Source organism: Actinoplanes sp. NPDC049668 (assembly GCF_044465445.1).
In the GTDB taxonomy this organism is placed as follows: Bacteria; Actinomycetota; Actinomycetes; order Mycobacteriales; family Micromonosporaceae; genus Actinoplanes.
Genome location: NZ_JBITLR010000002.1, coordinates 872907 through 897710, shown reverse-complemented (window position 1 = coordinate 897710; position 24804 = coordinate 872907). Strand labels below are relative to the sequence as shown.

Genomic DNA, 24804 nt, shown 5'->3' with positions numbered 1-24804 from the left:
GGGAGCCGGTGGGCGCGCGTACCCTGTGCCGGTGACCGATCACCAGAAGCTGGCGAACTTCATCTGGTCGGTTGCCGACCTGCTGCGCGGCGACTACAAGCAGTCCGAGTACAGCCGGGTGATCCTGCCGCTGACCGTGCTGCGCCGCCTGGACTCGGTGCTCGAGCCGACCAAGGACGCGGTCCTGGCGCGCTACGCCCAGCTGCGGGACGCCGGGGTCAAGAACGTCGAGCCGGTGCTGCGCCGGGAGTCCGGGCGGAGCTTCTACAACACCAGCGAGCTGACGTTCCGCACCGTCGTGAGCGACCCGAACAACGTGGCCACCAACCTGCGGTCGTACATCGGCGGCTTCTCGCCCGGAGCGGTCGACGTCCTGGACAAGTACGGCTTCGACCCGCAGATCTCTCGCCTGGAGGAGTCGGGCCTGATCTACCAGGTGGTCAGCCGGTTCGTCGAGATCGACCTGCGGCCGAGCGTGGTCAGCAACCACCGGATGGGTTACCTCTTCGAGGAGCTGGTCCGCAAGTTCTCCGAGATCAGCAACGAGACCGCCGGCGAGCACTTCACCCCGCGCGAGGTCATCCGGCTGATGGTCAACCTGCTGCTCGCCCCGGACGAGGACGACCTGGTCACCCCCGGCATCGTCCGCAAGATCTACGACCCGGCGTGCGGCACCGGCGGCATGCTCAGCGAGGCGCAGGACCACATCGAGGCGCACAACGCGCAGGCCACGGTCGAGGTTTACGGCCAGGAGCTCAACGGCGAGACGTACGCGATCTGCCGCTCCGACATGATGATGAAGGGCGGCGACCCCAACCGGATCGCGTTCGGCAACTCGTTCAGCCAGGACGGCCACGAGGAGGCGCGGTTCGACTACATGCTCGCCAACCCGCCGTTCGGCGTGGAGTGGAAGAAGGTCGAGAAGTTCGTCAAGGACGAGGCGGCGCGCGGGCACGCCGGGCGCTTCGGCGCGGGCCTGCCCCGGATCAACGACGGGTCGCTGCTCTTCCTCCAGCACATGATCTCGAAGATGAAGCGGCCGGAGGACGGCGGCAGCCGCCTCGCGATCGTCTTCAACGGCTCGCCGCTGTTCACCGGCGCGGCCGGCTCCGGCGAGTCGGAGATCCGCCGGTGGATCCTGGAGAACGACCTGCTCGAGGGCATCGTCGCGCTGCCGGACCAGCTCTTCTACAACACCGGCATCTCGACGTACTTCTGGATCCTCACCAACCGCAAGACCCCGCAACGCCGCAACAAGGTCGTGCTGCTCGACGGCCGGGAGTTCTGGGTCAGGATGCCCAAGAGCCTCGGCGACAAGCGCAAGATGCTCAACGACGACCACATCGCGGCGCTCACGCGCGCATACGTCGACGCGCTCGGCGCCGCCGGCGACCCGGACCGGCCGCGCGACGCCCGGGTGAAGGTCTTCGGCGGCGCCGACTTCGGCTACCGGCGGATCACCGTCGAACGCCCGCTGCGCCTGCGCTTCGAAGTCACCGAGGCGACGCTCGCGCTGCTCGCCGAGGCCCGGGCCGTCATCCGGTACGACGAGAGCGAGGCGCTGCTGGCCGCGATGAAGTCGATGATCGGCACGACGGCGGGCACCCGCGCGGAGTTCGCGGCGCGGCTGACCGAGCTGGGGAAGCTGCCGGCGCCCGTGGAGAAGGCCGTGTGGGAGGCGTCCTCGGTCAGCGACCCGGATGGTGAGGCGCAGACCAACCGCGCCGGCGCCCCGCTGCCGGACGCGGAGCTGCGCGACTACGAGAACGTCCCGCTGAGCGAGGACATCCACGACTACCTCGCGCGGGAGGTCCTCCCGCACGTGCCGGACGCCTGGATCGACGAGTCCAAGACGAAGACCGGCTACGAGATCCCCTTCACCCGGCACTTCCACGTCTACCGGGCGCCGCGGCCGCTTGCGGAGATCGACTCGGAGATCCTGGCCCTGGAGGCCCAGATCCGGGACCTCCTCGGGGCGGTGACCGGTGAGGCTTAAGGACGTCGTGCACATCAACCGCCGGACGCTGCAGGAGACCACGTCCCCGGACTACGACTTCCACTACATCGACATCTCATCGGTCGACGGGCTGGGCAACATCGTCGTGCCCGAGGCGAGCACCGCGTTCGGCGCCGCGCCGTCGCGGGCGCGGCGGCTGGCGCCGGCCGGCGCGACCGTCGTCTCCACCGTCCGGACCTACCTGCGGGCCATCGGCCGGGTGCCGCGCTCGGACCGGCCGCTGGTCTTCTCCACCGGCTTCGCGGTGATCGAGGCGGGGCCGCGGGCGGATCCCGGCTTCCTCTACTACCTGTGCCGCTCGGAACCCTTCGTGCAGCACGTCGTGGCCAGGTCGGTCGGCGTCAGCTACCCGGCGGTCAACCCGGGCGACATCGGCGACTTCCCGATCGACCTCCCGCCGGTCGAGGAGCAGCGGCGCGTCGCGGAGTTCCTCGACGCGGAGCTGGCGCGCGCGGGCGTTCTCCGCGACGCCAAACAGCGGCAGGCCGCCCTGCTGGCCGAGCGCGCCGAGACGGTCCTCGCGGAGAAGGTCTCGGAGCTCTTCGACGCGCACGGATCCGTCGCGATGCGGTACCTGTGGCGCGGCATCGAGCAGGGCTGGAGTCCACAGTGCGAGGACGCGCAGGCGGGCCCCGACGAGTGGGCGGTGCTGCGCACCAGCGCGGTCAGCGGCGGCGTCTTCGACCCGCTGGCGCACAAGCGCCTGCCGGCGGACGTCCGGCCCGACCTGAGATACCTGCTGCACGACGGCGACCTGCTGCTGACCCGCGGCAGCGGCTCGCCGGCCTTCGTCGGCGTCGCGGCGGTCGCGCGACCCGGCGGGCGGCGGCTGCTGCTCAGCGATCTCCTCTATCGGGTACGCCTGCCGGACAGCTGGCCGGGCGCGCTCCTGGCGCAGCTCTGGGGCAGCCGCCCGGTGCGCGACCAGATCGCCCTGCTGCTGCGGGGCCAGTCCGGCCAGACGATCAAGCTGCGCGGTCAGGACATCGGCGAGGTCGTCGTGCCGCGGGTGCCCGCGGATGCGCGGGCGCGGCTGGCCGCCGAGCTCGAGGAGATCCGTGCCCGGCACGCGGGCGCCGCGGCCCGGATCGGCGACGGTCTCGACCTGATGGCCGAGCGGCGGCAGGCGCTGATCACGGCGGCGGTGACCGGCCGGCTGGACGTGACCACCGCGCGGGGGAGGGTGGCGGCGTGAGCGTGCACGAGGAGGCCGCGTTCGAGGCGGCGATCGAGCGGTCCCTGCTCGGGTCGGGATGGCTGCGCGGCAGCTCGGGCAACTACGACCGGCGGCTGGGTCTGGACACCTCCGAGCTGTTCGCGTTCCTCGCGGCGACCCAGGGCGCCGCCTGGTCGAGGCTCGCCGCGTACCACGGCGACAGCGAGGCGGAGACCAGGCGGCACTTCCAGGAGTATCTGGCCCGGCAGCTCGACGAGCGCGGCCCCCTCGACGTGCTGCGGCGCGGCGTCAAGGACAAGGGCATCCAGTTCCGGCTGGCGTACTTCGAGCCGGCGCACTCGATCACCGACGACGCGTGGCGGCTGTACCGCGCGAACCGGCTCAGCGTGACCCGGCAGCTGTACTTCTCCGAGCGCGACGCCAAGAGCCTCGACCTCGCCCTCTTCGTCAACGGGATCCCGTTCGCCACGGCGGAGCTCAAGAACCCGCTGACGCGGCAGACCGTCGAGGACGCCAAGGAGCAGTACCGCCGCGACCGGGATCCGAAGGAGCTGCTGTTCTCCCGGCGTACCCTCGTGCATTTCGCCGTTGATCCTGATCTGGTCTTCATGACCACCCGGCTGGCGGGTGCCGACACCCGGTTCCTGCCGTTCAACACCGGTTCGGAGGGCCCCGGGGTCTCGGGCGGCGCGGGCAACCCGGCGGCGCCGGGCTACCGGACCGCGTACCTGTGGGAGCAGGTCTGGCACCCGGACACCTGGATGGACCTGGTCCGGCGGTTCCTGCACACGGACAAGGAGTCGCGGGCGCTGATCTTCCCGCGCTACCACCAGTGGCACGCGGTCACCGCGCTCGCCGAGCACGCCGCCGCGCACGGCTCCGGCGACAACTATCTGGTCATGCACTCGGCCGGGTCCGGCAAGTCGAACACCATCGCCTGGCTGGCGCACCGGCTGTCCAGCCTGCACAACACGGCGAACGAGGCGGTCTTCGACAAGGTCATCATCATCACCGACCGGGTGGTGCTGGACCGGCAGCTGCAGGACACGGTGTTCCAGTTCGAGCACGTGCCGGGCGTGGTGCAGCGCATCGACAAGGACTCCAACCAGCTCGCCGCCGCGCTGTCCGGGGAGACCGCCAAGGTCGTCATCAGCACCATGCAGAAGTTCGCCTTCATCCTGGAGAAGGTCGACAACCTGCGCGGCCGGCGGTTCGCGGTGATCGTGGACGAGGCGCACTCGTCGCAGTCGGGCGACAACGCCACCGCGCTGAAGAAGGTGCTGCTGCGCAAGGGCAGCGACGACATCGACGACGACGGCGACCTGCTCACCGCGTCGGCGCTGGCGCGCGGCCGGCACGAGACGCTGTCCTACTTCGCGTTCACCGCGACGCCGAAGCCGAAGACCCTCGAGCTGTTCGGCACCCGGGGCGCGGACGGGAACATGCGCCCGTTCCACACCTACTCGATGCGGCAGGCGATCGAGGAGGGCTTCATCCTCGACGTGCTGCGGCAGTACGTGACCTACAAGTCGTACTGGAAGCTGGCCAACCAGAATCCCGACGACCCGGAGGTGGACCCGGGCAAGGCGGCGTCGCGGCTGGCCCGGTTCGCGGTGCTGCACCCGACGATGATGGCGCAGAAGGCGGAGATCATCGTCGAGCACTTCCGCCGGCACACCGCGCCGCGCCTCGGCGGCCGCGCCAAGGCGATGGTGGTGACCGGGTCGCGCGAGGCCGCGGTCCGGCTCTACACCGCGATCCGGAAATACCTCGAGATCAACGGGTACGCCGGATGCGAGCCGCTCGTCGCGTTCTCCGGCGACCTGAGCCTGGACGGCCTCGAGGTGACCGAGGCGCGGCTGAACGGGTTCGGCGAGAGCGAGCTGCCGGAGCGGTTCGCCTACACGGCCGCCGACGACAGGCACGCCGGCACGAGGACCGAGTACCGGATCCTCGTGGTCGCCGAGAAGTACCAGACCGGCTTCGACCAGCCGCTGCTCACCACCATGTACGTGGACAAGCCGCTCAAGGGCGTCGCCGCCGTGCAGACCCTGTCCCGGCTCAACCGCACCCAACCGCGCAAGGCGCAGGGCGACGTGTTCGTGCTGGACTTCGTCAACGAGGCCGGCGACGTCACCGAGCAGTTCAAGCCGTACTTCGAGACCGCCGCGACGGTGCCGACCGACCCGAACCTGCTGTACACCGCCGAGCACGCGGTCACCGAGCACGCGCTGCTGGTGGAATCCGAGATGCAGGCGTACGTCGACGCTCTGCTCGCCGCCGTCGGCAAGGCGAAGGACGACGCCGCGCTGCAGAAGGCGCACGCGGCGCTCTACCGCTTCACCGACCCGGCGCGCGACCGCTACGTCGCCCTGGCCGCCGACGCCCCGGAGGCCGCCGACGGCTTCCGCGCCGCGCTGCGCGACTACACCCGCATGTACGCGTTCCTGGCCCAGGTGGTGCCGTACCAGGACGAGGGCCTGGAACGGCTCTACCTGTACGGGCGCGCGCTGCTCAACCGGCTGCCGCGCCGCGGCGACCCGTCCGTCGACATCGGCGACGTGCAGCTGACCCACCTGCGGGTCAGCCGGACCGGGGAGCACGACGCGTCGCTGACGGCCGAGGGCGAGCACCTGCTGCCCGGCTTCACCGGCGGCGGCGCCGGCCCGCAGCACGATCCGGGCCGGATGGCGCTGTCCGAGCTGATCGACGACCTCAACGACCGGTTCGGCCTCGGCCTCGGCGAGGCCGACAAGGTCTGGTACGAGCAGCAGATCATCGCGATGACCGAGGACGAGACGATGGAGGCGGCGGCGCTGGTCAACGACGAGGACAACTTCGGCGTCGTCTTCGACCGGCGCATCGAGTCGGTGATCCTGTCCCGCCACGACGACAACGGCAAGCTGATGCAGCGCTACCTGGACGACGACCTGCTGCGCCGGCGCATGAACCAGCTGGGCCGCAGCGAGGCGTACCGGCTGATCCGCCGCCGCCACGGCCTCACCTGATCAGCGCGCGGACCAGACCTGGTTGGGGCCGCGGTGGCAGTCCCACAGGTGCACGATCGCGCCGTTGGCGGTGCCGTTGCCGTTGACGTCGAGGCACTTTCCGCCGCTGCGCAGCTCGCCGGCCGAGGACCGGATCCACTGCTGGTTCGCCGCGCCGTGGCAGTCCCAGATCAGTACCTGCGTGTCGCCGGAGACGTCCAGGCAGCGCCGGGACTGCGGGTTGGACAGCAGGGCCGTGCCGCCCACCGGCGGGGCCGTCAGCGAGGCCAGGCTGCCTGGGACCGACTGCAGGGCCGCGTACCAGCGGGCGGCCATCTTGTCGTAGCCGCCCGCGCTGGGGTGCAGCCCGTCGGCGAGATCGGCGGTGGTCAGGGCGGAGTGCATGTCGACCAGGTGGGTCAGCGGGCCCTTCTGCGCGACGATGCCGGGCAGCGCGGCGTTGAACGTCTGGGTCTTCTGCTCGTTGGCGGCGTTGGCGGTCGGTACCAGCTGGGCGACGAACAGCTGCACCTGGGGAGCGTTCACGCGGATCTTGTCGATCAGCGCGGAGAGCCGGCCCGGTGCGCCGGCGACGTCGTAGTTCTGGCCGATGTCGTTGGTGCCGATGTGCAGCAGGACGGTGCGCGGGTTCGCCTGCCGGATCCAGGCGACGATGTCGGCGTCCAGCTGGTCGATGCGCCAGCCCGAGTGGCCCTCGTGGTCGTGGTCGCCGAGGCTCGCGGGGCCGTTCGAGCCGGATCCGACGAAGTCGGTGAGGTGCCCGCCGTCGGCGAGGCGCTGCCACAGGCCGATGCGGTAGCCGCCGGGCACGTTGAAGCCGTCGGTGATCGAGTCGCCGAGCGGCATGACGCGCACGCCGCCGTTGGACTCCGCCGCCGCAGCCGGTGCCGCCACGGTCAGTGCCGCGCACAGAGCCGCGGCGACGCACAGGGCCAGTCGTTTCATGGACATGGGTTCCTCTCCCTCGAGACCGTTCACTGCCGGAGCCAACGCTGGTTGCCGCCGCCGTTGCAGGTCCACAGCTGCAGCTGGGTGCCGTTGGCGGTGCCCGCGCCGACGGCGTCCAGGCACTTGCCCGAGCCGACGCCGATGACGCTGCCGTCGGAGCGCACCGTCCACTGCTGCCAGGCGCCGCCGTTGCAGTCGAAGATCTCGACCGGTGTCCCGTCGGCGGTGGCGCCGCCGGTGGCGTCCAGGCACTTGTTGCCGAAGATGGCGAGCTGGTTGGTGGCGGTGGAGATCCAGGTCTGGTTGTTGCCGCCGTTGCAGTCCCACAGGGCGGGCCGCACGCCGTTGGCCTGGTTGCCGCCCGGCACGTCGACGCAGCGCCCGGAGGCCTGGCCGCGGTAGGCGCCGGCGTTCGCCGACCGGAACCACTGCTGGTTGGCGCCGCCGTTGCAGGTCCACACGGTCAGCAGGGTGCCGGCGCCGACACCGCCGGTGGCGTCCAGGCACTTGCCGGAGGCCGGGCTGACGATCGTGCCGTCGGGGTTGACGGTCCATCGCTGTGCGGCGGTGTTGTTGCAGTCGTAGATCTGCACGGCGGTGCCGTCGGCGGTGCCACCGCCGTTGACGTCGAGGCACTTGCCGCCGAACACGGTGAGCTGGGACGCGGCGGTCTCGGTCCAGGCCTGGTTGGCGCCGCCGTTGCAGATCCACAGCGCGGGGCGGGTGCCGTTGGCCTGGTTGGAGTTGGGCACGTCGGCGCAGAGGCCGGACTGGTTGCCCTTGAGGATGCCGGGGATGCTGCGGGTGTTGCAGGTCGTCATGCCGGCCGAGTAGGGGCAGACGATGGTCGCGAAGCCGCCCCGGGTGGCGACCGGCACGCTGAGCGTGTCGGCGCTCGTGACGACCCGGGTCTCGCGGATCAGCGCGCCGGCGGAGTCCCGGACGGTCTCGGCCAGCCACTGGCCGGCGCCGAGCAGCGACAGCGACGAGGTGAACGTCTTGGCGGACAGGGCCGAGATGCCGCCGAGGTACCACCGCCCGCCGGACCGCCGGGCCAGGTAGGCCTCCTGGCCGGGGCGCCCGCCGAGCAGCCGGGTCTCGTCCCACGCGGCCGGCAGCTGATCGAGGACGCGCAACGCCTCCGGATGCGCCTCGTAGCTGGCCGGATTGTCGGCGTCGTGCTGCCAGCCGGACTCGAACACGATCGCCGTGGCGAGCTCGTGCGCGTCGGTGGTGTCACGGTTGGCCATGCTGAACACCACCGGGGTGAAGTCCATGCTGGAGACCACGTTTCGGGTGAACGGCAGGATGGTGTTGAACGCGGCCCGGTTCTGCTGCTGCTCGGCGCCGAAGACCGCCTCGGCCGTCATCACGTGCGGCCAGGTCCGCTGCAGGCCCCGCTGGGTCGCCGCGCCGTGGAAGTTCACCATCAGGCGCAGCTCGGCGGTGCGGGCCAGGATGGCGTCGTACCACTGCAGGGTCGGCTGGGTGTTCTCGTAGATGAAGTCGACCTTGACGCCCGCGACGCCCCAGCTCGCGATCTGCGGCAGCCAGCTCTCCCGCTGCTGTGCGGTACGCAGGTCGGCGGAGTTGAACCAGAGGATCACCTGCACGCCCTTGGACCGGGCGTAGGCGACCACGTCCGGCGCCCAGGTGGCGGACCAGCCCTCGTCGATGAGGACGTAGCCCCAGCCGTTACGGGCGGCGAAGTCGATGTACTGCCGCTGCCGGTTCTGGTCCGACGGGCTGGAGTGCTCGGTCAGCCAGGACCAGGCGACCGTGCCCGGCCTGACCCAGGACGTGTCGGAGACCCGCGACGGCGCGGCCAGGTCGTCGACGATCGTCGAGGTGGTCACGGTGGCGAGGTCGCCGACCGCGGCCGTGCGCCAGGGCGTGCTCAGCGGCAGCGTGGTGGTGATGCCACCGGCCAGCGCGGTGGTGTACGTCCCGGACCCGGCCGGGTGGGTCAGATAGGACGCGGCGTACCGGCCGTCGAGGTTCGTCTCGGCGACCAGCGCGAACCGGCCGCCGACCTCGAACAGCGCGGGCACCCGGTAGTTGCTGCCGGTCGGCGCGCCACCGGCCGTCGACTGGAACCACTTGCCCTGGTCCTCCGAGTGCGGCGGCACCAGCCAGGCGTTCGACGCGGCCGGCACCGTCCAGGACGACGCCTCGCGGCTCACCGTCACGGATCCGCTGCCCGGCAGGACGTAGCGGTAGGCGGCACCGGCGTCGGAGGCGCGTACGACCACGTCCAGGCGGGCGCCGCCGGTGCCGGTGAACGACAGGGTGGACTCGGTGTATGTCGTGCGCGGGTTGCGCTGCTTGCCGGTGGTCATCGAGTACGACTCGGTGACGGTCCGGTCGGCGCGCTGGGTGAACGTCAGGTTCGTGGTCAGGTCGGCGGCGGTGGTGGCGATGCCGATGCGGGACGGCGAGAGCACCGTCTGGCCGCCGCTGGACACGGCGAACGTCAGGTTGCCGCCGTCGAGGACGACCTGGGCGACGGTCGGCGAGCCGGCCGACGGCCCGGCCACCGTCCAGGTCGTGGCGGCGGACGCGGACCCGGGTGCGACGAGTACGGCGGCGGCCGCGGGTAGCAGCAGGGCGAGCGCAAGCGGGGATCGTGGCATGGGGGACTCCTTGTCACGCGGGGGAGAGAGCGTCAGCTGCGGGACCACTTCTGGTTCGCGGCGCCGTTGCAGGTCCAGATGACCAGCTGGGTGCCGTTGGCGGTGCCGTGCCCGACCGCGTCGAGACACTTGCCGGAGCCGACTCCGACGACCGTGCCGTCGGCGCCGACGGTCCACCGCTGGTGGCTGCCGCCGTTGCAGTCCCAGATGTCGACAGCGGTGCCGTCGGCGGTGCCGCCTCCCACGGCGTCCAGGCATTTCGCGCCGTACACCGTCAGCCTCCCGTCCGTCGTCGACGTCCATTCCTGATTGGGCCCGTTGTTGCAGTCCCAGAGCGCGGGCCGGGTGCCGTTGGTCTGGCTGAGCCCCGGCACGTCGGCGCACCGGCCGGCCTCCTGGCCTCGCAGGATCCCGGCGGTGTCGCCGCGGGCCCACCTCTGGTTCGACCCGCCGTTGCAGGTCCAGATCGCCAGTGCCGAGCCGTTCGCGGTGCCGTGTGCGCTCGCCTCCAGGCACTTGCCGGAGGCGGCGCCGACGACGGTGCCGTCGGCGCGTACGGTCCATTGCTGGTTGGTGCCGCCGTTGCAGTCCCAGATCTGCACGGCCGTGCCGTCCGCGGTGCCGCCGGCGGCGACGTCGAGGCACTTGGTGCCGAGGATCTGCAGCTGCCGGGCCGGGGTCAGGGTCCACCGCTGGTTGGTGCCGCCGGTGCAGTCCCACAGCACCGGCCTGGTCCCGTTGGTGGTGACGGCGCCGGGCACGTCGGCGCAGCGGCCGGACTCCGCGCCCTTGAGCACGCCCGCCAGGCTGCCGGCGGCGTTCGCGGTGACGCGCAGGTTGTCGAACTGGTTGGTCTGGTAGCCGACCACGCCGACGCCGGCCTGGCCGGCGGTGAACGAACTGTCGGTGGCCCGGCCGAGGACGGTGCCGTCGACGGTCGCGGTTATCTCGTTGCCGGAGAAGCCGAGCGTGATCGTGTGCCAACTGTTGAGGGCCAGCGCGGCCCGGACGCCGGTGAGCAGGGTGGTCAGGACGCCGCCGCTGTTGTTGCGGGCGATGGACCAGGCTCCGGTGTTGCTGATCCGCAGCTGGTAGGCCGCCTGACGGTTCTGCGGCCGGTTCTGGGTGTTGGCCCGGCCGAGCAGCGTGACGGTGCCGGCCTGCTGCATGTTCAGGTCGGTGCTGACCGTGTAGTCGCTCCAGGAGGGATCGCCGATGAGGGTGAACGCGTCGCTGTCGTCCTGCCAGTTGATCGGCTGCACCGGCACCACCTGTTGCAGGCACTGCCCGCCGCGGCCCGCGGCGCACGGCCGTACCTCGTAGGCGCCCTGCATGTCCTCGGTGTAGCGCGGCAGGGCCCGGCTGGGGTAGCCGTCGAAGTCGTCGGAGTAGGGCAGCGCGAGCGCGTGGCTCGCCGGGCCGGCCGCCGTGCCCTTGCCCTGACCGGTGGTGGTGGTCACGGTGTAGATCCGGTTCGGTTGCAGGGTCAGCGCGTAGGAGCCGTTGGCCGGGGCGATATCGGCCTGTCTCACGAACCAGTCGGCGGAGTCGCCCGAGCCCATGTCGGTGGACCAGACGTGCACGGTGCCGGTGCTCAGGCCGCCGGACACCGTCACGTTCACCGTCTGCGCGGCGGTGGTGCCGCTGGTCTCGTAGATGGTGGAGTAGTCGCTGTTGTTGGGCGACTTGAGCGAGACGTAGCTGCCGTTGGCCCGGCTGCCGCCGAGGTAGCCGCTGGCGGAGCTGTTGAGGTAGCGCCAGCCGGGCTGGGTGAACTGCGCGTAGTGCGCGTTGGCCCACAGGTTCCTACCGACCCGGTACGCGCCCGACCACGGTGATCCGGCGTCCATCAGGCCGACCGTGGCGTACGGCAGATTCGGCGTGATGGCGGCGATCAACGGCCAGTTCAGATATCCGGTGATCTCCGCGTCCAGGTATCCGCGGTTGAGCGTGCGGATGTACGGGACCACGCCGGCCATGTCGTCCTGCGAGCCGAACTCGCTGGCCCACAGCGGTTTCCCGGAGCTGCGCGCGTTCTGGGTGGTGGAGCAGGAGTCGGCCTGCGACAGGTAGCCGCACACGTAATGGTTGCCGAGCACGCCGACGGCGTTCTTGAGCGTCGGGTCGGCGGCGAACTCGTCGGCCATGCCCCAGCCGGTGTCGTCGCCGACGATCTGCACCGACCCGAAGCCCGCCGCGTTCAGGGAGCTTCGCAGATTCTTGTACCAGCCGCTGTCGTGGCCGCGTTCGTTCCAGCCGCCGAGGTAGCTGATCGTCAGCCCGTGCTGCCGGGCGCAGTTCAGCCAGGAGATGTCGTAGTCGATCATGTCCTGGGACCAGAAGCTGTGGTTGCCGACCCAGCCCGGCGCCGTCCACGGCAGCGCGGCGAGCCTGATGTTCGGGTTACGGGCCACGGCCTGCTCGCCCAGCCAGAACTCGTAGCCGACGTTGCAGTTGATGTCACCGCGAACATGCTGGTGGCTGGGCTCGGAGCCGTCGGTGGAGTTGCCGTCCCCGCCGATCTCGAGCTTCAGCAGCTGGACCGCGGCGCCGTAGCCGGGCTTGAACAGGTAGTCGAGGATCTGCGAGCGCTGCGCGGCCGGGTAGTCGATCAGGAGCCGGGAATTGCCGCCGCCGCCGCTGATCGCGCCGACGCCGTCGAACGTCCGGCCGGCGATCGCGCCGTCGAGAGCGATCGTCGTCGCGGCCGAGGCGGGTGCGGCACCCGCGATCACCGCGGCGGTGGTGGTGAGGGTCAGCGCGGCTAGGGCGAGCAGGCTGCGAAGCCGATGCCCGCGCACGGCTGGATGCATGGCAGGTCTCCTTCGGTCCGGGGAAAGCGCGGAGGAGCTGTTCGTCGGCCCGGGCCGCCTGGGGGTGGTGCGGCCCGGGCCGTGGCTGACCGGAGCGCGGCGCCGGCGTCGTGCACCGGAGGGGATGCCGTCACGGTGAGCCTGGTGTTCCGACCTTGGTCAAACACGATGAGACATCGACAATCAAAGATGAACACCTTCGAAATGTCAACGTTCCCAGAAGTGCTCGCGGCGGCGATTCTGGGAACGTAGTCAGAAATCGTTATCGGCTACTCTGACGAGGTCGATTTTGTGAGCGTTCTCAACGTTCGACGCTGAGGAGATCGTGTGCCACCGCGGCAACCCACGATGCACGACGTCGCGAAGGCCGCCGGAGTCAGTACCTCCACCGTCTCCCGCGTGATCAACAACGGGCGCTACATCCGGCCCGAGACCCGCCTCGTCGTCGAGCGGGCGATCGCGGAGCTGGGCTTCCATCGCAACGAGGTCGCCCGGATGCTCCGGCCCGGCCAGACCGCCAACACGATCGCCCTGGTCATCGAGGATCCCGGAAATCCGTTCTGGTCCGCCATCACCCGCGGCGCCGAGGAGACGGCCTGGCGCAACCAGCACATGCTGGTCGTCGGCAGCACCGGGCAGGACTTCCACCGGGAACGCGACCTGCTGCGTGACCTGGTCAGCCGCCGGGTGGACGGCCTGCTCGTGGTGCCGACCGCCCACGACCATCGCGACCTGCACACCGAGCTGAGCCGGCGGGCGCCGATGGTCTTCATCGACCGGGTGCCGGACGGGGTGCCGGCCGACTCGGTCGTGCTGGACAACGTCGGCGGTGCCCGTCGCGCCATCGAATACCTGCTGACCACGGGTCACCGGCGGATCGGCTACATCGGCGGCGATCCTGCCGTGAGCACCGGCGCCGCCCGGCTCGCCGGCTACCGGTCGGCGCTCGCCGACGCCGGGCTGAGCTACGACCCGGGCCTGGTCAGCCTGGGCAACCACACCGTCGAGGCCGCCACGACGGCCGCCATGTCGCTGTTGAACCGCGCCGATCCGCCCGACGCGATCTTCGCGGACAACAACCGGATCTGCGTCGGCGTGCTGCACGGCACCGACCGGCACGACCGCGACATCGCGGTGGCCGGCTTCGACGACGTCGAGCTGGTCGACCTGCTGCCGAGGTCGGTCGCCCTGATCACCTACGACGCGGTCGAGATCGGCCGGCGCGCCGCGGAGCTGCTCTTCGGCCGCATCGACGGCGGCACGGGCGAGTACAGGCAACTCGTCATGCCCACCGAGCTGGTGCTCCGCGGCCGCTTCGGCCTGCCTCGACCGCTTTAGAAAGATTTATCGTTAAAAACGGTGATTGGCCAGATTGCCGGAAACATGACAACGTTCATATGAATTTCCTGGGAACGTTGACATAGACGTAACCGTTCATCTTTGATTGCCGATGTCTCGGCTTTTCGGCCTGATGTTCACTTCTTGCGGACGGGCGTCACTGCTCTTGCGGTGACGTCTACCCCGGCGCGGTGCGGATCTCCCCGGCATCCCCGCGCCTTCCCCCACATCCCCGAAGGAAGCCTCATGGGCACAAGATCCAGGCGCCTGCTCACGGGCGCCGCAGCCGTGTTACTCGGACTGGGCGCGGCGGTCGGAATCGCGGACAGCGCCGCCGCCGCGTCCCCGGCCTCGTCCAGCATCGCGGTCCTGATGAAGTCCTACGACGCCGGCACCGGCCGGATCGGCGGCGGCTGGTGGACCGGCGCGGTCGCGCTGAGCACGGTCATGACCTACCGCCAGGCGACCGGCGACACCCAGTACGACTACGCCATCTCGGAGGCCTTCGCCAAGAACACCGACTTCACCAACGAGTACATCGACGACACCGGGTGGTGGGCGCTGGTCTGGCTGCAGGCCTACGACATCACCGGCAACCGGAACTACCTCAGCATGGCCGAGACCACCACCAGGTACATGCACGACTACTGGGACACGACGTGCGGCGGCGGCGTCTACTGGCGGACCGACAAGCAGTACAAGGCGTCGATCGCCAACGAGCTGTTTCTGGCGGCGACGGCCGGGCTGCACAACCGGATCCCCGGCGACACCACCTACCTCGGCTGGGCGAACGCCGAGTGGAACTGGCTGAGAGGCACCGGCCTGATCGGCGCCGACCTGGTCCGCGACGGGCTCAACGTGGGCAACTGCTCGTTCAACAACGCCACCTACACCTACAACCAGGGCGTCGTCCTGCAAGGACTGGTCGAGCTGTCGCGGGCCACCGGCGACACCGGCCTGCTCACCACGGCCCGCTCGATCGCGACGGCGGCGACCCGGCACTTCAACCGCACCGGCGTGCTCTTCGAGGGCTGCGATCCGAACTGCACCGGCGACGGCCAGTCGTTCAAGGGCATCTTCGCCCGCTACCTGCGCGCGCTGGCCACCGCGGCCCGCACCACCGAGTACGACGGGTTCCTCAACACCACCGCCGACTCCATCCTGGCCAACAACACCGACGGCGCGGGACAGCAGGGCAACTCCTTCGTCGGCCCGTTCGCGCTGTGGACCTACAACACCCAGGCCAGCGCCGCGGCCGCCCTGGTCGCGGCGATCGGCGCCACCGGCGCCGGTGTACTGCGCGGGCAGGAGTCGGGCCGATGCGCCGATGTGCCCGGCGCCGGCCGCGCCAACGGCACGGTGGTCACGCTCTGGGACTGCAACGGCGGCCTCAACCAGCACTGGGTGGCGACCGGCGGTCTCCTGCGCGTGTACGGGATCAAGTGCCTCGACGTGAACGCCGGTGGCACGGCCGACGGCACGTCCGTACTGATCTATGACTGCCACGGCGGCACGAACCAGCAATGGACGGTGAACGCCGACGGCACGGTCGTCGGGGTGGCCTCGGGCAAGTGCCTCGACGCCACCGGGCACGGCACGGCAAACGGCACCGCGCTGGCGATCTGGACCTGCAACGGCGGCGCCAACCAGAAATGGTCCCGCAGCTGACCTCGGAAGGACGAAGCAATGAGAACAGTCGCGTTTCGCAGAACCGCCGCGTGGATAGCCGCCGCGGCGATCGGCTCGGCCGCCCTGACGCCAGTGATGGATCATTCCCGAGCCGCCGCCGCCCCGCCCGGGGCCAAGGACGTCACGGCCACCCTCTTCCAGTGGAACTTCGCCTCGATCGCGAGTGCGTGCACCACCACCCTGGGCCCCTCCGGCTACGGCTATGTGGAGACCTCGCCGCCGCAGGAGCACATCCAGGGGCCGCAGTGGTGGACCTCGTACCAGCCGGTGAGTTACCGGGTCATCGGCCGGCTCGGCGACGTCAACTCCTTCAGGAGCATGGTGAACACCTGCCACGCCGCCGGCGTCAGGGTGATCGTGGACGCGGTCATCAATCACATGACGATGGGTTCCGGCGTCGGGTCGGGCGGTACCGCCTACACCAAATACAACTACCCCGGCCTTTACCAGGACCAGGACTTCCATTCGTGCCGTGCGAACATCACCAACTGGGCCGACCGGAACAACGTGCAGCAGTGCGAGCTCGTCGGCCTGGCCGATCTCAACACCGGCAGTGACTACGTGCGCTCGGCGATCGCCGGCTACCTGAACAGCCTGATCGCGCTGGGCGTCGACGGCTTCAGGATCGACGCGGCCGAGTTGATGGCCGCCTCCGACCTGGCGGCCGTCAAGTCACGGCTCAGCAACCCCGGCATCTTCTGGGTGCAGGAGGTCGCCGGCGGCGCGGGCCACGTCGTGCAGGCGAGCGAGTACCTCGGCACCGGCGACGCGGACATCTTCCAGGGCGCCTACGACCTCAAGCGGATCTTCACCGCGGAGCGGCTGGCCTACCTGCAGAACTGGGGCACCGCGTGGGGCGCCGGCTACCTGGCCGGCGACAGATCCCGCACCTTCGTCGACAACTGGGACACCGAGCGCAACGGAAGCACCCTCAACTACACCTGGGGGTCCACCTACACCCTGGCCAACGTCTTCCTGCTCGCCTGGCCGTACGGGTCGCCGAACGTCTTCTCGGGTTACGAGTTCTCCTCCTTCGATCAGGGGCCGCCCAACGCCGGCGTGGTGAACGCCTGTTACACGCAGGGCTGGAAGTGCCAGCACGCCTGGCCGGAGATCGCGGGAATGGTGGGCTTCCGCAACGCCGTCCGGGGCACCGCCGTGACCAACTGGTGGAGCAACGGCAACAACGCCATCGCCTTCGGCCGGGCTAACCGGGGCTACGTCGTCATCAACCACGAGGGTGCCGCCATCACGCAGACGTTCGGCACCGGGCTGGCGGCCGGGTCGTACTGCGACGTGCAGCATCGCGGCACCAGGTACACCGTCGGCAGCGACGGCCGCTTCACCGCGACGGTCGCCGCCGGCAACGCCCTCGCCCTCTACGTCGGCGCGACCTGCTGATCTGTCGGCTCGGCACGGCTCGTGACCTCCGATCTCCAGAGGTCTCGAGCCGTGGATCGCCCCGTCATCGGATGAATTGGAAGATTCTGCCGTTCGCGGCCAGGGGCAGCGGTGCGCCGGTGAAGCGGTGAACTCCCACGGAGAACAACACGCCGGCTGGTGCGGTGAAGGCCTCTTCGGTGAAGCCTGCGTCGGCGAACCAGGTTCGAATCGTCGGAGTCAGGTCGGGCGCCCGCCGTGTCCTGGTCCAGATCACCGTGGCGCCGGCGGCGCAGAGCCGCGGCAGCGCGTGGATGGTGGCGCGGGCGTCGGCGTTGCCGATATTGCCGAGGACTCCTGCCATGATCACCAAGTCGGCGGGCACCGCATTCGAGTATGAGGCAAGGTCACCGGCGTCGGCCTCCAGGACGGTGACCTTGCCGAGGTCCTCGACGACCACTCTGGCGCGGGCCACGGCGACGTTACGCGGGTCGTACTCGATCAGCGTCGCGCTGACTCGTCCCGCGTCCCGGCGCGAGGACAGCACGGTCAGAATGTCGTGGCCTTGACCGGCGCACATGCTCACCACGGACAGAGGTTCGCCCGACCGCTCGTCAAGCCACTCGGCGATGTGCTGCTGGACCAGCCCCAGCCGTTGGGCCAGCGGCGAGCCGGAATCGGTGTAGGGGATGTGCCAGGCGTACCAGTCCTTGCCGTCGTGCATGGAGCTGAGCCTGCCATTCGGCGAGGTTGCCCGCCGCCCGGACCGGACCGGCGGGCAACCATCCCCGGAAGGCGAACCTCAGGAGGCGTAGAGATGGACCTCCGCGAGCTGTGCCGCGTTCCAGCCGGTGTTGGCGCTGATGACGAGCCGGAACCAGCGGACGGTGGCCGGGGCGAACGTGACGGTCGCTGTGTTGTGGGCGTTGACCGCGTCCAGGAGCACCGGGGTGGGCGGCAGCAGGGTCTCGAACGTGCTGCCGTCCGTGCTGCCCTGGAGCTCGATCGTCTCGGTGCGCGAGCCCCAGGCCGGGTTGTCCGGGAGCTGGAGCACCGCCCGGCCGACGCTGACCGCGCTCTCGATGTCGATGGTGGCGGCGGCCGGGAAGACGCCCGGCTTGGCCTCCCAGAACGTGTCGGCGTTGCCGTCGGTCAGCGAGTTCGGGTTCCAGCCGTCGATGATGCTGGTGACCGTCACCGGCCGGCCCTCGGCGAAGTCGCCCGTGGCGGACAGGCCGTCGCCGGTCAGCGCGACCAGTTGCTGCGAGGCGCTTGCCGCCCCGGTGACGGTCAAGGTGCCCGGTCGTGAGCCGGCCCGGGTGGGCGCGAAGGTGATGCTCGCCGTGCACGAGGCGCGCGGGGCCAGGCGGGCCGGGCAGGTCGTCGTGCGGGTGTAGTCGCCGGTGACGGTGACCGACCGGATGGTCACCGGCCTGCGCGTCGGGTTGACGATCCTCACGATCCTCGGCTCCCCGGTGCTGCCGGCCGTGACCTGCCCGAAGTCGACGGACGCCGGGTCGAGCAGCAGCGGTCCGGGCGGCGGGAAGCCGCAGCTCGCGTCCTGCCAGCCGAAATTGCCCGGTCCCTGGGTGATGGTGAAGCCGGAGCCGGAGCCGCAGTCGTAGGTGCCGCCGGCGCCGAGGCCGGCCGCGCGCACCCTGGTGAAGGTGGCGCTGCCGGGCGACTCCAGTTGCACGGCGAACGTGCCGGCGCCGGCTATGTCGACGTTCGTCAGCGACAACCCGGTGATGCTCAGGCCATGGGTCTGCACGGCCTCGTAGGCGCTGTCGATCAGGTTCGTGTCGGAGACGGCGATCGCGCCGGTGATCGGCGAGTCGGCCGCCCAGAACCAGAGCGCGCCGAGCCCGGTCTTCCAGAACTGATCCAGGACGCCGGCCCGGATCGCCGTGTTCCTGGAGATCGTCGTCGTCCCGGCCAGCGGCACCGAGTTGAACCGGTTGCCGACGTGCAGGCCGCCGCCCTGGGTCACCGTGTCGGCCACCACGTTTCGGGTGACGGTGTTGTCCCGGCCGCCGTAGATCGCGATGTTGTTCGCCAGGATCGGGCTGATCACGGTGTTGTCGCGGAACGCGTTGCCGGCGTCGGCGTCGGTGTCCGACCACATCGCCAGCCCGTCGTCGCCGGTGTTGCGGACGAAGCTGTTCTCCACCACGGAGTCGACGACACCCCGGTGGAAGTTCACGCCGTCCGCGGTCTGGTCGAGGATCCGCAGGCGGCTCAGGGTGAGGCCGCGCATCGGCCCGTCCAGCCAGGCGCCGACCTTGGAGTGCTGGATCCACAGGTCCGACACGGTCGACGAGTTCAGCGCGCCGCCGATGCCGTTGACCTGCGCGTTGTCGTTCCGCTCGGTGACCTCGCCGAGGATCGCGAAGTGCGACAGGACGACGCCGGAGCTGCCGCCGTCCGCCGGCGCCCTGCCGTAGACGCCGACGTTGTCGCCGGTCAGCACGGAGTACCACTGGCCGGCGCCGGTCATCGTCACCTTGTCGACGATGAGGTGCCGGCTGACCTTGAACGTGCCTTCCGGAATCCACACCGGACGGCCCGCCGCGGACGCCGCGGCGATCGCGGCGTCGAAGGCGTCCGAGGAGTCGGCGGCGCCGGTCGGGTCGGCGCCGTAGGCGGTCACCGGCAGCGAGCCGGCCGGCCGGGCCCGCGGCGGCGCAACGGTCTCGAAGTCCGCCAGGTCGATGACGTACCAGGCGGCGGCGTCGGCCGCGCCGACCTGGAGCCGGACGCGGGATCCGGCCGGCAGGGTCCGGCCGAGCCGCACCCGGGCCTCGTCGAAGAAGTGATGCGGGGTGCCCTGCGCGGGGACGTTGGTGAACGGATAGGAGCCGTAGTACCAGCCGTACCGCGACGTGGTCGCCAGCGAGGCCAGCCGGCGGCCGCCGGAGTAGACGCCGAGCGTGGAGTCCGCGCCCCTGCCGTCCGCGCTGTCCGGCACCGAGTACCGCACGGTGACGGCGTCGGCCGGCTTGGCCAGGGTGAACTCGACGTACTCGTGCTTGGCGGCGAGCCTGACCGCGCGCCGGCCGGAGGCCTCGGCGGCGATCGTCGTGTACGTGTGGTCGGAGAGCACCGGGCTGCCGTTGGTGGCGGCGTTCTCGGCCTCGTATTCGGTGAAACCGACGGTGGCGCCCCGGCCGGCGGTCGCGGGTGCGGGTAGCCCGGCGACCGTCGCCGGCGTGGGCGGGGGCGCGGCGTTCGCCGGGGCGGCCAGGCAGAGGCCGGCGGCACATAACGCGAGTGACGTGGACAGGGCAGTACCGCGGGACGTTTTCATCGACTGCCTTTCCGAGAATGGGGAAGGTCAGCTCGCCCGTTGACTGGGAACGCATGAAATCGCCGAAGAATGAGCTCGGCATCGGGTGACATCGCAGCGGCGGATAAGCACGTTGCGGCACGGCAAGGAGCGAGCGGATTCAACGTAGACCGTCCGAGAGGACGGTGCAAGAGTTAGTTTATCGGTATAGCAGGCGGCGGCCCGACGGAGCCGCGTTCGATGAGCGTGACGCCCAGCACGCGTCGCTCGGACCGCACCGTCGGCCACTGCGCGAGCTGGGCCAGCAGGACCTCGACCGCCGCGCGGGCCTTGCCCGGGATGTCCTGGTGCAGCGTGGTGATCTCGGGAGTGACGTGCCGGGCGACCTCCAGGTCGTCGAACCCGATGATCGACATCTGGTCCGGCACCGGGCATCCGGCCCGCACGAAGCCCTTGAGCAGGCCCGCGGCGATGATGTCCGCGGTGGCGAAGACCGCCGTCGGCCGCTGGGGCGCCGCCAGCACCTGCCGCGCCGCGTCGACGGCCGCGTCGAAGCTCGCGTTGCACCGCACCACGTGCTCCGGCCGCAGCTCCAGCCCGGCCTCCGCCAGCGCCTGCGCGAAGCCGGCGTGCCGCTCGCGGACGACGCCGGGCTCGTCGAACGCCGGGCCGACGAAGCCGATCCGGCGGTGCCCGGCCTCGACCAGGCGGCGGCCGGCGAGGCGCCCGCCGAGCCGGTCCTCGATGCCGACGTTGCTGATCTGCGGCGAGGTGCCGTGGTTGTCGATGAAGACCATCGGCGCCTCGTAGGCCCGGTGCAGCGCGGCGACCTCGTCCGCCCGGGTGCCCAGGAAGATCGCCCCGTCGACGTTCCAGGAGCGCAGGCTGTTGGCGGTGGACTCCACGCTGTTCACCGAGTGCGCCATCAGGTAGAGGCCGGCCTCGGTGACGTGCGCCTCGACCTCGCCGAGGAACAGCGAGTCGTGCGGGTTCATCAGGGGTTCGATCCCGCCGGTGTCGCGTCCGGGGAAGGCGAGGGCGACGAGGTTCGAGCGCCGCGCGCTCAGTGACCGGGCCGTGGCGTTGCGCACGTAGCCGAGCCGGCCGACGACCTCCATCACCCGGGCGATGGTGGCGGGGGAGACCCGGTCCCGGTGCCCGTTGAGCACGTTGGAGACCGTCATCTTCGAGACCCCCGCCTCGCGGGCGACGTCCTGGAGCGTCGGCATCTCTCGTCCTTCCTGCGCCCGGGCGGCGGCGGCCCTCTCAGACATCGAACACCATCTTGACGTCGGCCTGCGACCGGGCTAGCGTGCCCGAGTATACCGGTAAACCTTAATCGCAATTCGAATGCCCATCGGGCAATTCCTGCGGAGGTTCCATGAAGACCACGCGCACATTGACAGCCGTCCTGGCGGCGAGCGTCCTTATGTTGGCAGCCTGCTCCGGTGACTCCTCCGACGGCGACGGGGTGAAGGACACCACGCCGGACAAGGGGCTGCCGGTCGTCGGCGTGAATCTGAAGTACGACCCGAACACCTTGGTCAACGACGGGAAACCGATCCATCTCGACTGGTGGGCCTGGGGGAACATCCCGCAGATGCAGGCGTTCGCCGACGCGTACCAAAAGATCCACCCGAACGTCGACATCACGCTGGTCAACCAGCCGTGGGAGGACTACTGGACGAAGCTGCCGCTGCAGCTACAGGGCACGAAGGGGCCCGCGATCTTCAACGTCCACAACAGCGAGCACGACAACATCATCAAGTACATGGCGCCGTACGACGTGCCCGTCGAGGCGCTGGCGGCGGATTACACCAACGCCAAGTCGCACGTGATCGACGGGAAGGTCCACTACATCGATCTGGGCCTGATGAGCGGGGCCATCTACTACAACAAGGACATGTGGTCCAAGGCGGGCCTGACCGACGCCGACATCCCGGAGACCTGGGACCAGTTCAGCGCGGTGGCGAAGAAGCTCACCGTGCGCGAGGGCGCGAAGCTCAAGCAGGCGGGATTCAACTTCAACGCCTCGTTCAGCGCCTTCCAGTCCGGCATGGCCTATCAGCTCGGTCAGAACATGTTCGCCGCCGACGGCAAGACGCCGACCGTCGACAATCCCGCGAACCTGCAGGTCATCCAGCGCTTCCTGCAGCTGTACGCGGACGGCAGCGGCTCGAAGGACTTCGGCACCGAGGCCACCACCAGCTTCGGGCAGGGGCAGACCGCCATGGTCTACGCCTGGGGCTGGTACGAGGGCACCCTGCGGTCCGACTTCCCGAAGATCAAGTTCGGGGTCTTCCGCACCCCGGTGCCCACCGCCGGCACGACGCCGTACGCCTTCGACCGCTACAACGGCGAGTCGACCCTGGGCATCAACCGGAACGCCCCGGCCGACCAGCAGGCCGCCGCGCAGGACTTCCTGAAGTTCTACCTCACCGACAAGGCCGGCATGAAGGCGCTCGCCCTGAGCTACGGCGTCTTCCCGGCGTACAAGCCGCTGGCCGGCGACGCCGACATCGAGGCCGACCCCGCGCTGCGGGCCTACGGCGACATCAACCGCTACATCTGGCCGGGGACCATCCCGTCCACGTTCGAGGACAACTTCACCAAGATGTGGCAGGACATCCTCTACAACAAGGTCGATCCGGCCAAGGCGCTCACCGCGGCGCAGCAGAAGATCACCACCGATCTGGCGGGCAAGGACTTCCAGTCCGCCGAGCGGCTGTACCCCGCGTACGTGCCCGGGCCCTGATGGCCACCACCGTCGAATCCGCGCCGCCGCCGCTCCGCTCCGCGCCGGGGCGGCGGCGCGGAACCCCGGTCACCCGCGGGGAGCGCCCGCTGCGCCTGGTCGTCGTCACCACGATCATCGTGGCGATCCTCGCCCTGGTGGCCTGGCCGATCGTGGCCGCGCTGCTGGGCAGCCTGCACGACTGGAACCCGCTCAACGGCACCTACGAATGGGTCGGCACGGCGAACTACCGGCGGCTGTTCGACGATCCGGTGTTCTGGACCTCGTCGGCCAACACCGTCGTCTTCATGGTGGGCGCGATCCTCGGCCGGGTAGTCCTCGGCATGGCGCTCGCCTACGCGATCTACTCGCGGCTGACCCGCACCAAGACCCTGTTCCGCACCCTCTACTACCTGCCGACGGTGACGCCGCTGGTCGCGGTGGCGTACGTCTGGCGGCTGATGTACCACCCGCAGTTCGGCGCGGTGAACTCGATCCTCGGGCTCGACGTCAACTGGCTCTACGACAGCCGCTTCGCGCTGCTCGCCGTCATGGTGATGACGATCTGGAAGGACTTCGGGTTCGCGGTGATCCTCTACCTCGCCGGGCTGTACTCGCTGCGCACGGACGTGCTGCAGGCGGCGGAGGTGGACGGCGCCGGCGCCTGGGCGCGGTTCCGCCGGGTGATCTGGCCGATGCTGCGCCCGACGACCCTGCTGGTCGTCGTAACCTCGATGATCGGGTACCTGCAGGCCTTCGTGCAGGTCCTGGTCCTGACCGACGGCGGCCCGGGCGACTCGACCAGCCTGATCTCGTACCTGATCTATCAGCAGGCGTTCGAGAGGTACGACTTCGGCTACGCGTCGGCCGCCGCGTTCGTGCTCTTCGTCGGCACCGCCGTGCTGACCCTGCTGCTGTTCCGGGCACAGAGCGGCCCGCTGCGCGGAAAGGCCCGCTGATGCAACGCCGGATCGCCGCCCTCTGCCTGCACGGTGCCCTGCTGGCCGTCGCGGCCGTAACGATCTTTCCGTTCGTGTGGATGCTGCTGTCCAGCTTCAAGAGCGCCGACGAGATCTCCGCGGTCGATCAGCACCTGCTGCCGCACGTCTGGACGCTGGAGAACTACCGGTCGATCCAGGAGAACTTCGACGCGGTGCGGCTGCTCGGCAACTCGCTGATGCTCTCGATAGTGATCACCGCGATCGCCGTGTACACCAGCCTGCTCGGCGGGTACGTCTTCGCCAAGTACCGCTTCCGGGGCCGCGGCGCGCTGTTCGCGGTGGTCCTGGCGACCATGATGATCCCCTGGGCCGTCGTCCTGATCCCGCGCTACACGATGTTCACCGGCGCCGGACTGCAGGACAGCTACGCGTCGATCGTCATCCCGGCGGCGATCAGCTCCTTCGGCATCTTCATGATGCGCCAGAGCATGGACAACGTGCCGGACGAGATCCTCGAGGCCGCCCGGATCGACGGCGCCTCCGAGCTGTACATCTTCCACCGCATCGTGGCCCCGATGAGCGTCAACGCGATCTCGGCGCTGGCCATCTTCCAGTTCCTCTGGGTCTGGGAGGACTACCTGTGGCCGTACCTCATGCTCAGCACCCCGTCCAAGCAGGTGCTCGCGGTGGGCCTGACCACGTTCAGCGGGCAGTACAGCACCGACTACGGCGGCCTGTTCGCGGCGACGACGGTGTCGATCGTCCCCGTCGTCATCGTCTACGTGATCTTCCAGAAGCGCTTCATCGCCGGGGCGGCCAGCGCCGCCGTCAAGGGCTGAA

At 70.0% G+C, this 24804-nt stretch carries 15 protein-coding genes; 9 read left to right on the top strand and 6 right to left on the bottom strand.

Annotated elements, in window-relative coordinates:
* Positions 1-31 precede the first annotated feature (31 nt).
* Genes ACIBSW_RS10920 through ACIBSW_RS10910 form a run of 3 tightly spaced genes read left to right on the top strand, consistent with a single transcriptional unit; the run spans position 32 to position 6202 of the window.
* Positions 32-1996: a class I SAM-dependent DNA methyltransferase gene (locus ACIBSW_RS10920; RefSeq protein ID WP_354725693.1), complete on the top strand. Its 1965-nt coding sequence runs from the start codon at positions 32-34 to the stop codon at positions 1994-1996.
* Entirely contained in the window at positions 1986-3212 is a 1227-nt protein-coding gene (locus ACIBSW_RS10915; RefSeq protein ID WP_354725691.1) for a restriction endonuclease subunit S, read from the top strand. Before ACIBSW_RS10920 ends, ACIBSW_RS10915 begins: the two co-directional genes overlap by 11 nt.
* Complete coding sequence (locus tag ACIBSW_RS10910; RefSeq protein ID WP_354725689.1) at positions 3209-6202, top strand: DEAD/DEAH box helicase family protein; 2994 nt, start codon at positions 3209-3211, stop codon at positions 6200-6202. Before ACIBSW_RS10915 ends, ACIBSW_RS10910 begins: the two co-directional genes overlap by 4 nt.
* Here the strand turns inward: ACIBSW_RS10910 and ACIBSW_RS10905 are convergent, their stop codons facing one another.
* From ACIBSW_RS10905 to ACIBSW_RS10895, 3 genes are read right to left on the bottom strand one after another with little or no spacing between them, the layout of a single operon-like run.
* Positions 6203-7147 (bottom strand): GDSL-type esterase/lipase family protein, encoded by a 945-nt coding sequence (locus ACIBSW_RS10905; protein WP_354725741.1) that lies wholly within the window; start codon positions 7145-7147, stop codon positions 6203-6205.
* A 29-nt stretch (positions 7148-7176) separates the two neighbouring features.
* The gene (locus ACIBSW_RS10900) at positions 7177-9783 is read right to left on the bottom strand and encodes a glycoside hydrolase family 97 catalytic domain-containing protein (RefSeq protein WP_354725687.1); all 2607 of its coding nucleotides are present in this window, start codon (positions 9781-9783) and stop codon (positions 7177-7179) included.
* 32 nt (positions 9784-9815) lie between these two features.
* Positions 9816-12596 carry a ricin-type beta-trefoil lectin domain protein gene (locus ACIBSW_RS10895; protein ID WP_354725685.1) on the bottom strand — a complete coding sequence of 927 codons (2781 nt, stop codon included), beginning with the start codon at positions 12594-12596 and terminating at the stop codon, positions 9816-9818.
* 327 nt (positions 12597-12923) lie between these two features.
* Between ACIBSW_RS10895 and ACIBSW_RS10890 the strand changes: the two genes are divergently transcribed.
* From ACIBSW_RS10890 to ACIBSW_RS10880, 3 genes are all read left to right on the top strand, one after another.
* The gene (locus tag ACIBSW_RS10890; RefSeq protein ID WP_354725683.1) at positions 12924-13934 is read left to right on the top strand and encodes a LacI family DNA-binding transcriptional regulator; all 1011 of its coding nucleotides are present in this window, start codon (positions 12924-12926) and stop codon (positions 13932-13934) included.
* A gap of 246 nt (positions 13935-14180) precedes the next feature.
* Positions 14181-15602 (top strand): glycoside hydrolase family 76 protein, encoded by a 1422-nt coding sequence (locus ACIBSW_RS10885; RefSeq protein WP_354725682.1) that lies wholly within the window; start codon positions 14181-14183, stop codon positions 15600-15602.
* A gap of 18 nt (positions 15603-15620) precedes the next feature.
* Entirely contained in the window at positions 15621-17024 is a 1404-nt protein-coding gene (locus tag ACIBSW_RS10880) for an alpha-amylase family protein (RefSeq protein ID WP_354725681.1), read from the top strand.
* A 64-nt stretch (positions 17025-17088) separates the two neighbouring features.
* Here ACIBSW_RS10880 and ACIBSW_RS10875 read toward each other — a convergent pair whose 3' ends face one another.
* The 3 genes from ACIBSW_RS10875 to ACIBSW_RS10865 form a co-directional block, all read right to left on the bottom strand.
* A complete protein-coding gene (locus ACIBSW_RS10875; protein ID WP_354725679.1) occupies positions 17089-17727 on the bottom strand; it encodes a class I SAM-dependent methyltransferase family protein in 639 nt (212 codons plus the stop codon).
* Positions 17728-17805: 78 nt separating this feature from the next.
* A complete protein-coding gene (locus tag ACIBSW_RS10870; RefSeq protein WP_354725677.1) occupies positions 17806-20310 on the bottom strand; it encodes a choice-of-anchor D domain-containing protein in 2505 nt (834 codons plus the stop codon).
* A gap of 173 nt (positions 20311-20483) precedes the next feature.
* Positions 20484-21563 (bottom strand): LacI family DNA-binding transcriptional regulator, encoded by a 1080-nt coding sequence (locus tag ACIBSW_RS10865; protein WP_354725675.1) that lies wholly within the window; start codon positions 21561-21563, stop codon positions 20484-20486.
* Positions 21564-21670: 107 nt separating this feature from the next.
* Between ACIBSW_RS10865 and ACIBSW_RS10860 the strand changes: the two genes are divergently transcribed.
* From ACIBSW_RS10860 to ACIBSW_RS10850, 3 genes are read left to right on the top strand one after another with little or no spacing between them, the layout of a single operon-like run.
* Positions 21671-23044, top strand: coding sequence for an extracellular solute-binding protein (locus ACIBSW_RS10860; RefSeq protein ID WP_354725673.1), 1374 nt, complete (start codon positions 21671-21673; stop codon positions 23042-23044).
* A complete protein-coding gene (locus ACIBSW_RS10855) occupies positions 23044-23982 on the top strand; it encodes a carbohydrate ABC transporter permease (protein WP_404799297.1) in 939 nt (312 codons plus the stop codon). Before ACIBSW_RS10860 ends, ACIBSW_RS10855 begins: the two co-directional genes overlap by 1 nt.
* The gene (locus ACIBSW_RS10850) at positions 23982-24803 is read left to right on the top strand and encodes a carbohydrate ABC transporter permease (RefSeq protein WP_354726196.1); all 822 of its coding nucleotides are present in this window, start codon (positions 23982-23984) and stop codon (positions 24801-24803) included. The genes ACIBSW_RS10855 and ACIBSW_RS10850 overlap by 1 nt, the downstream gene beginning before the upstream one ends.
* The last annotated feature ends 1 nt before the right edge of the window (position 24804 follow it).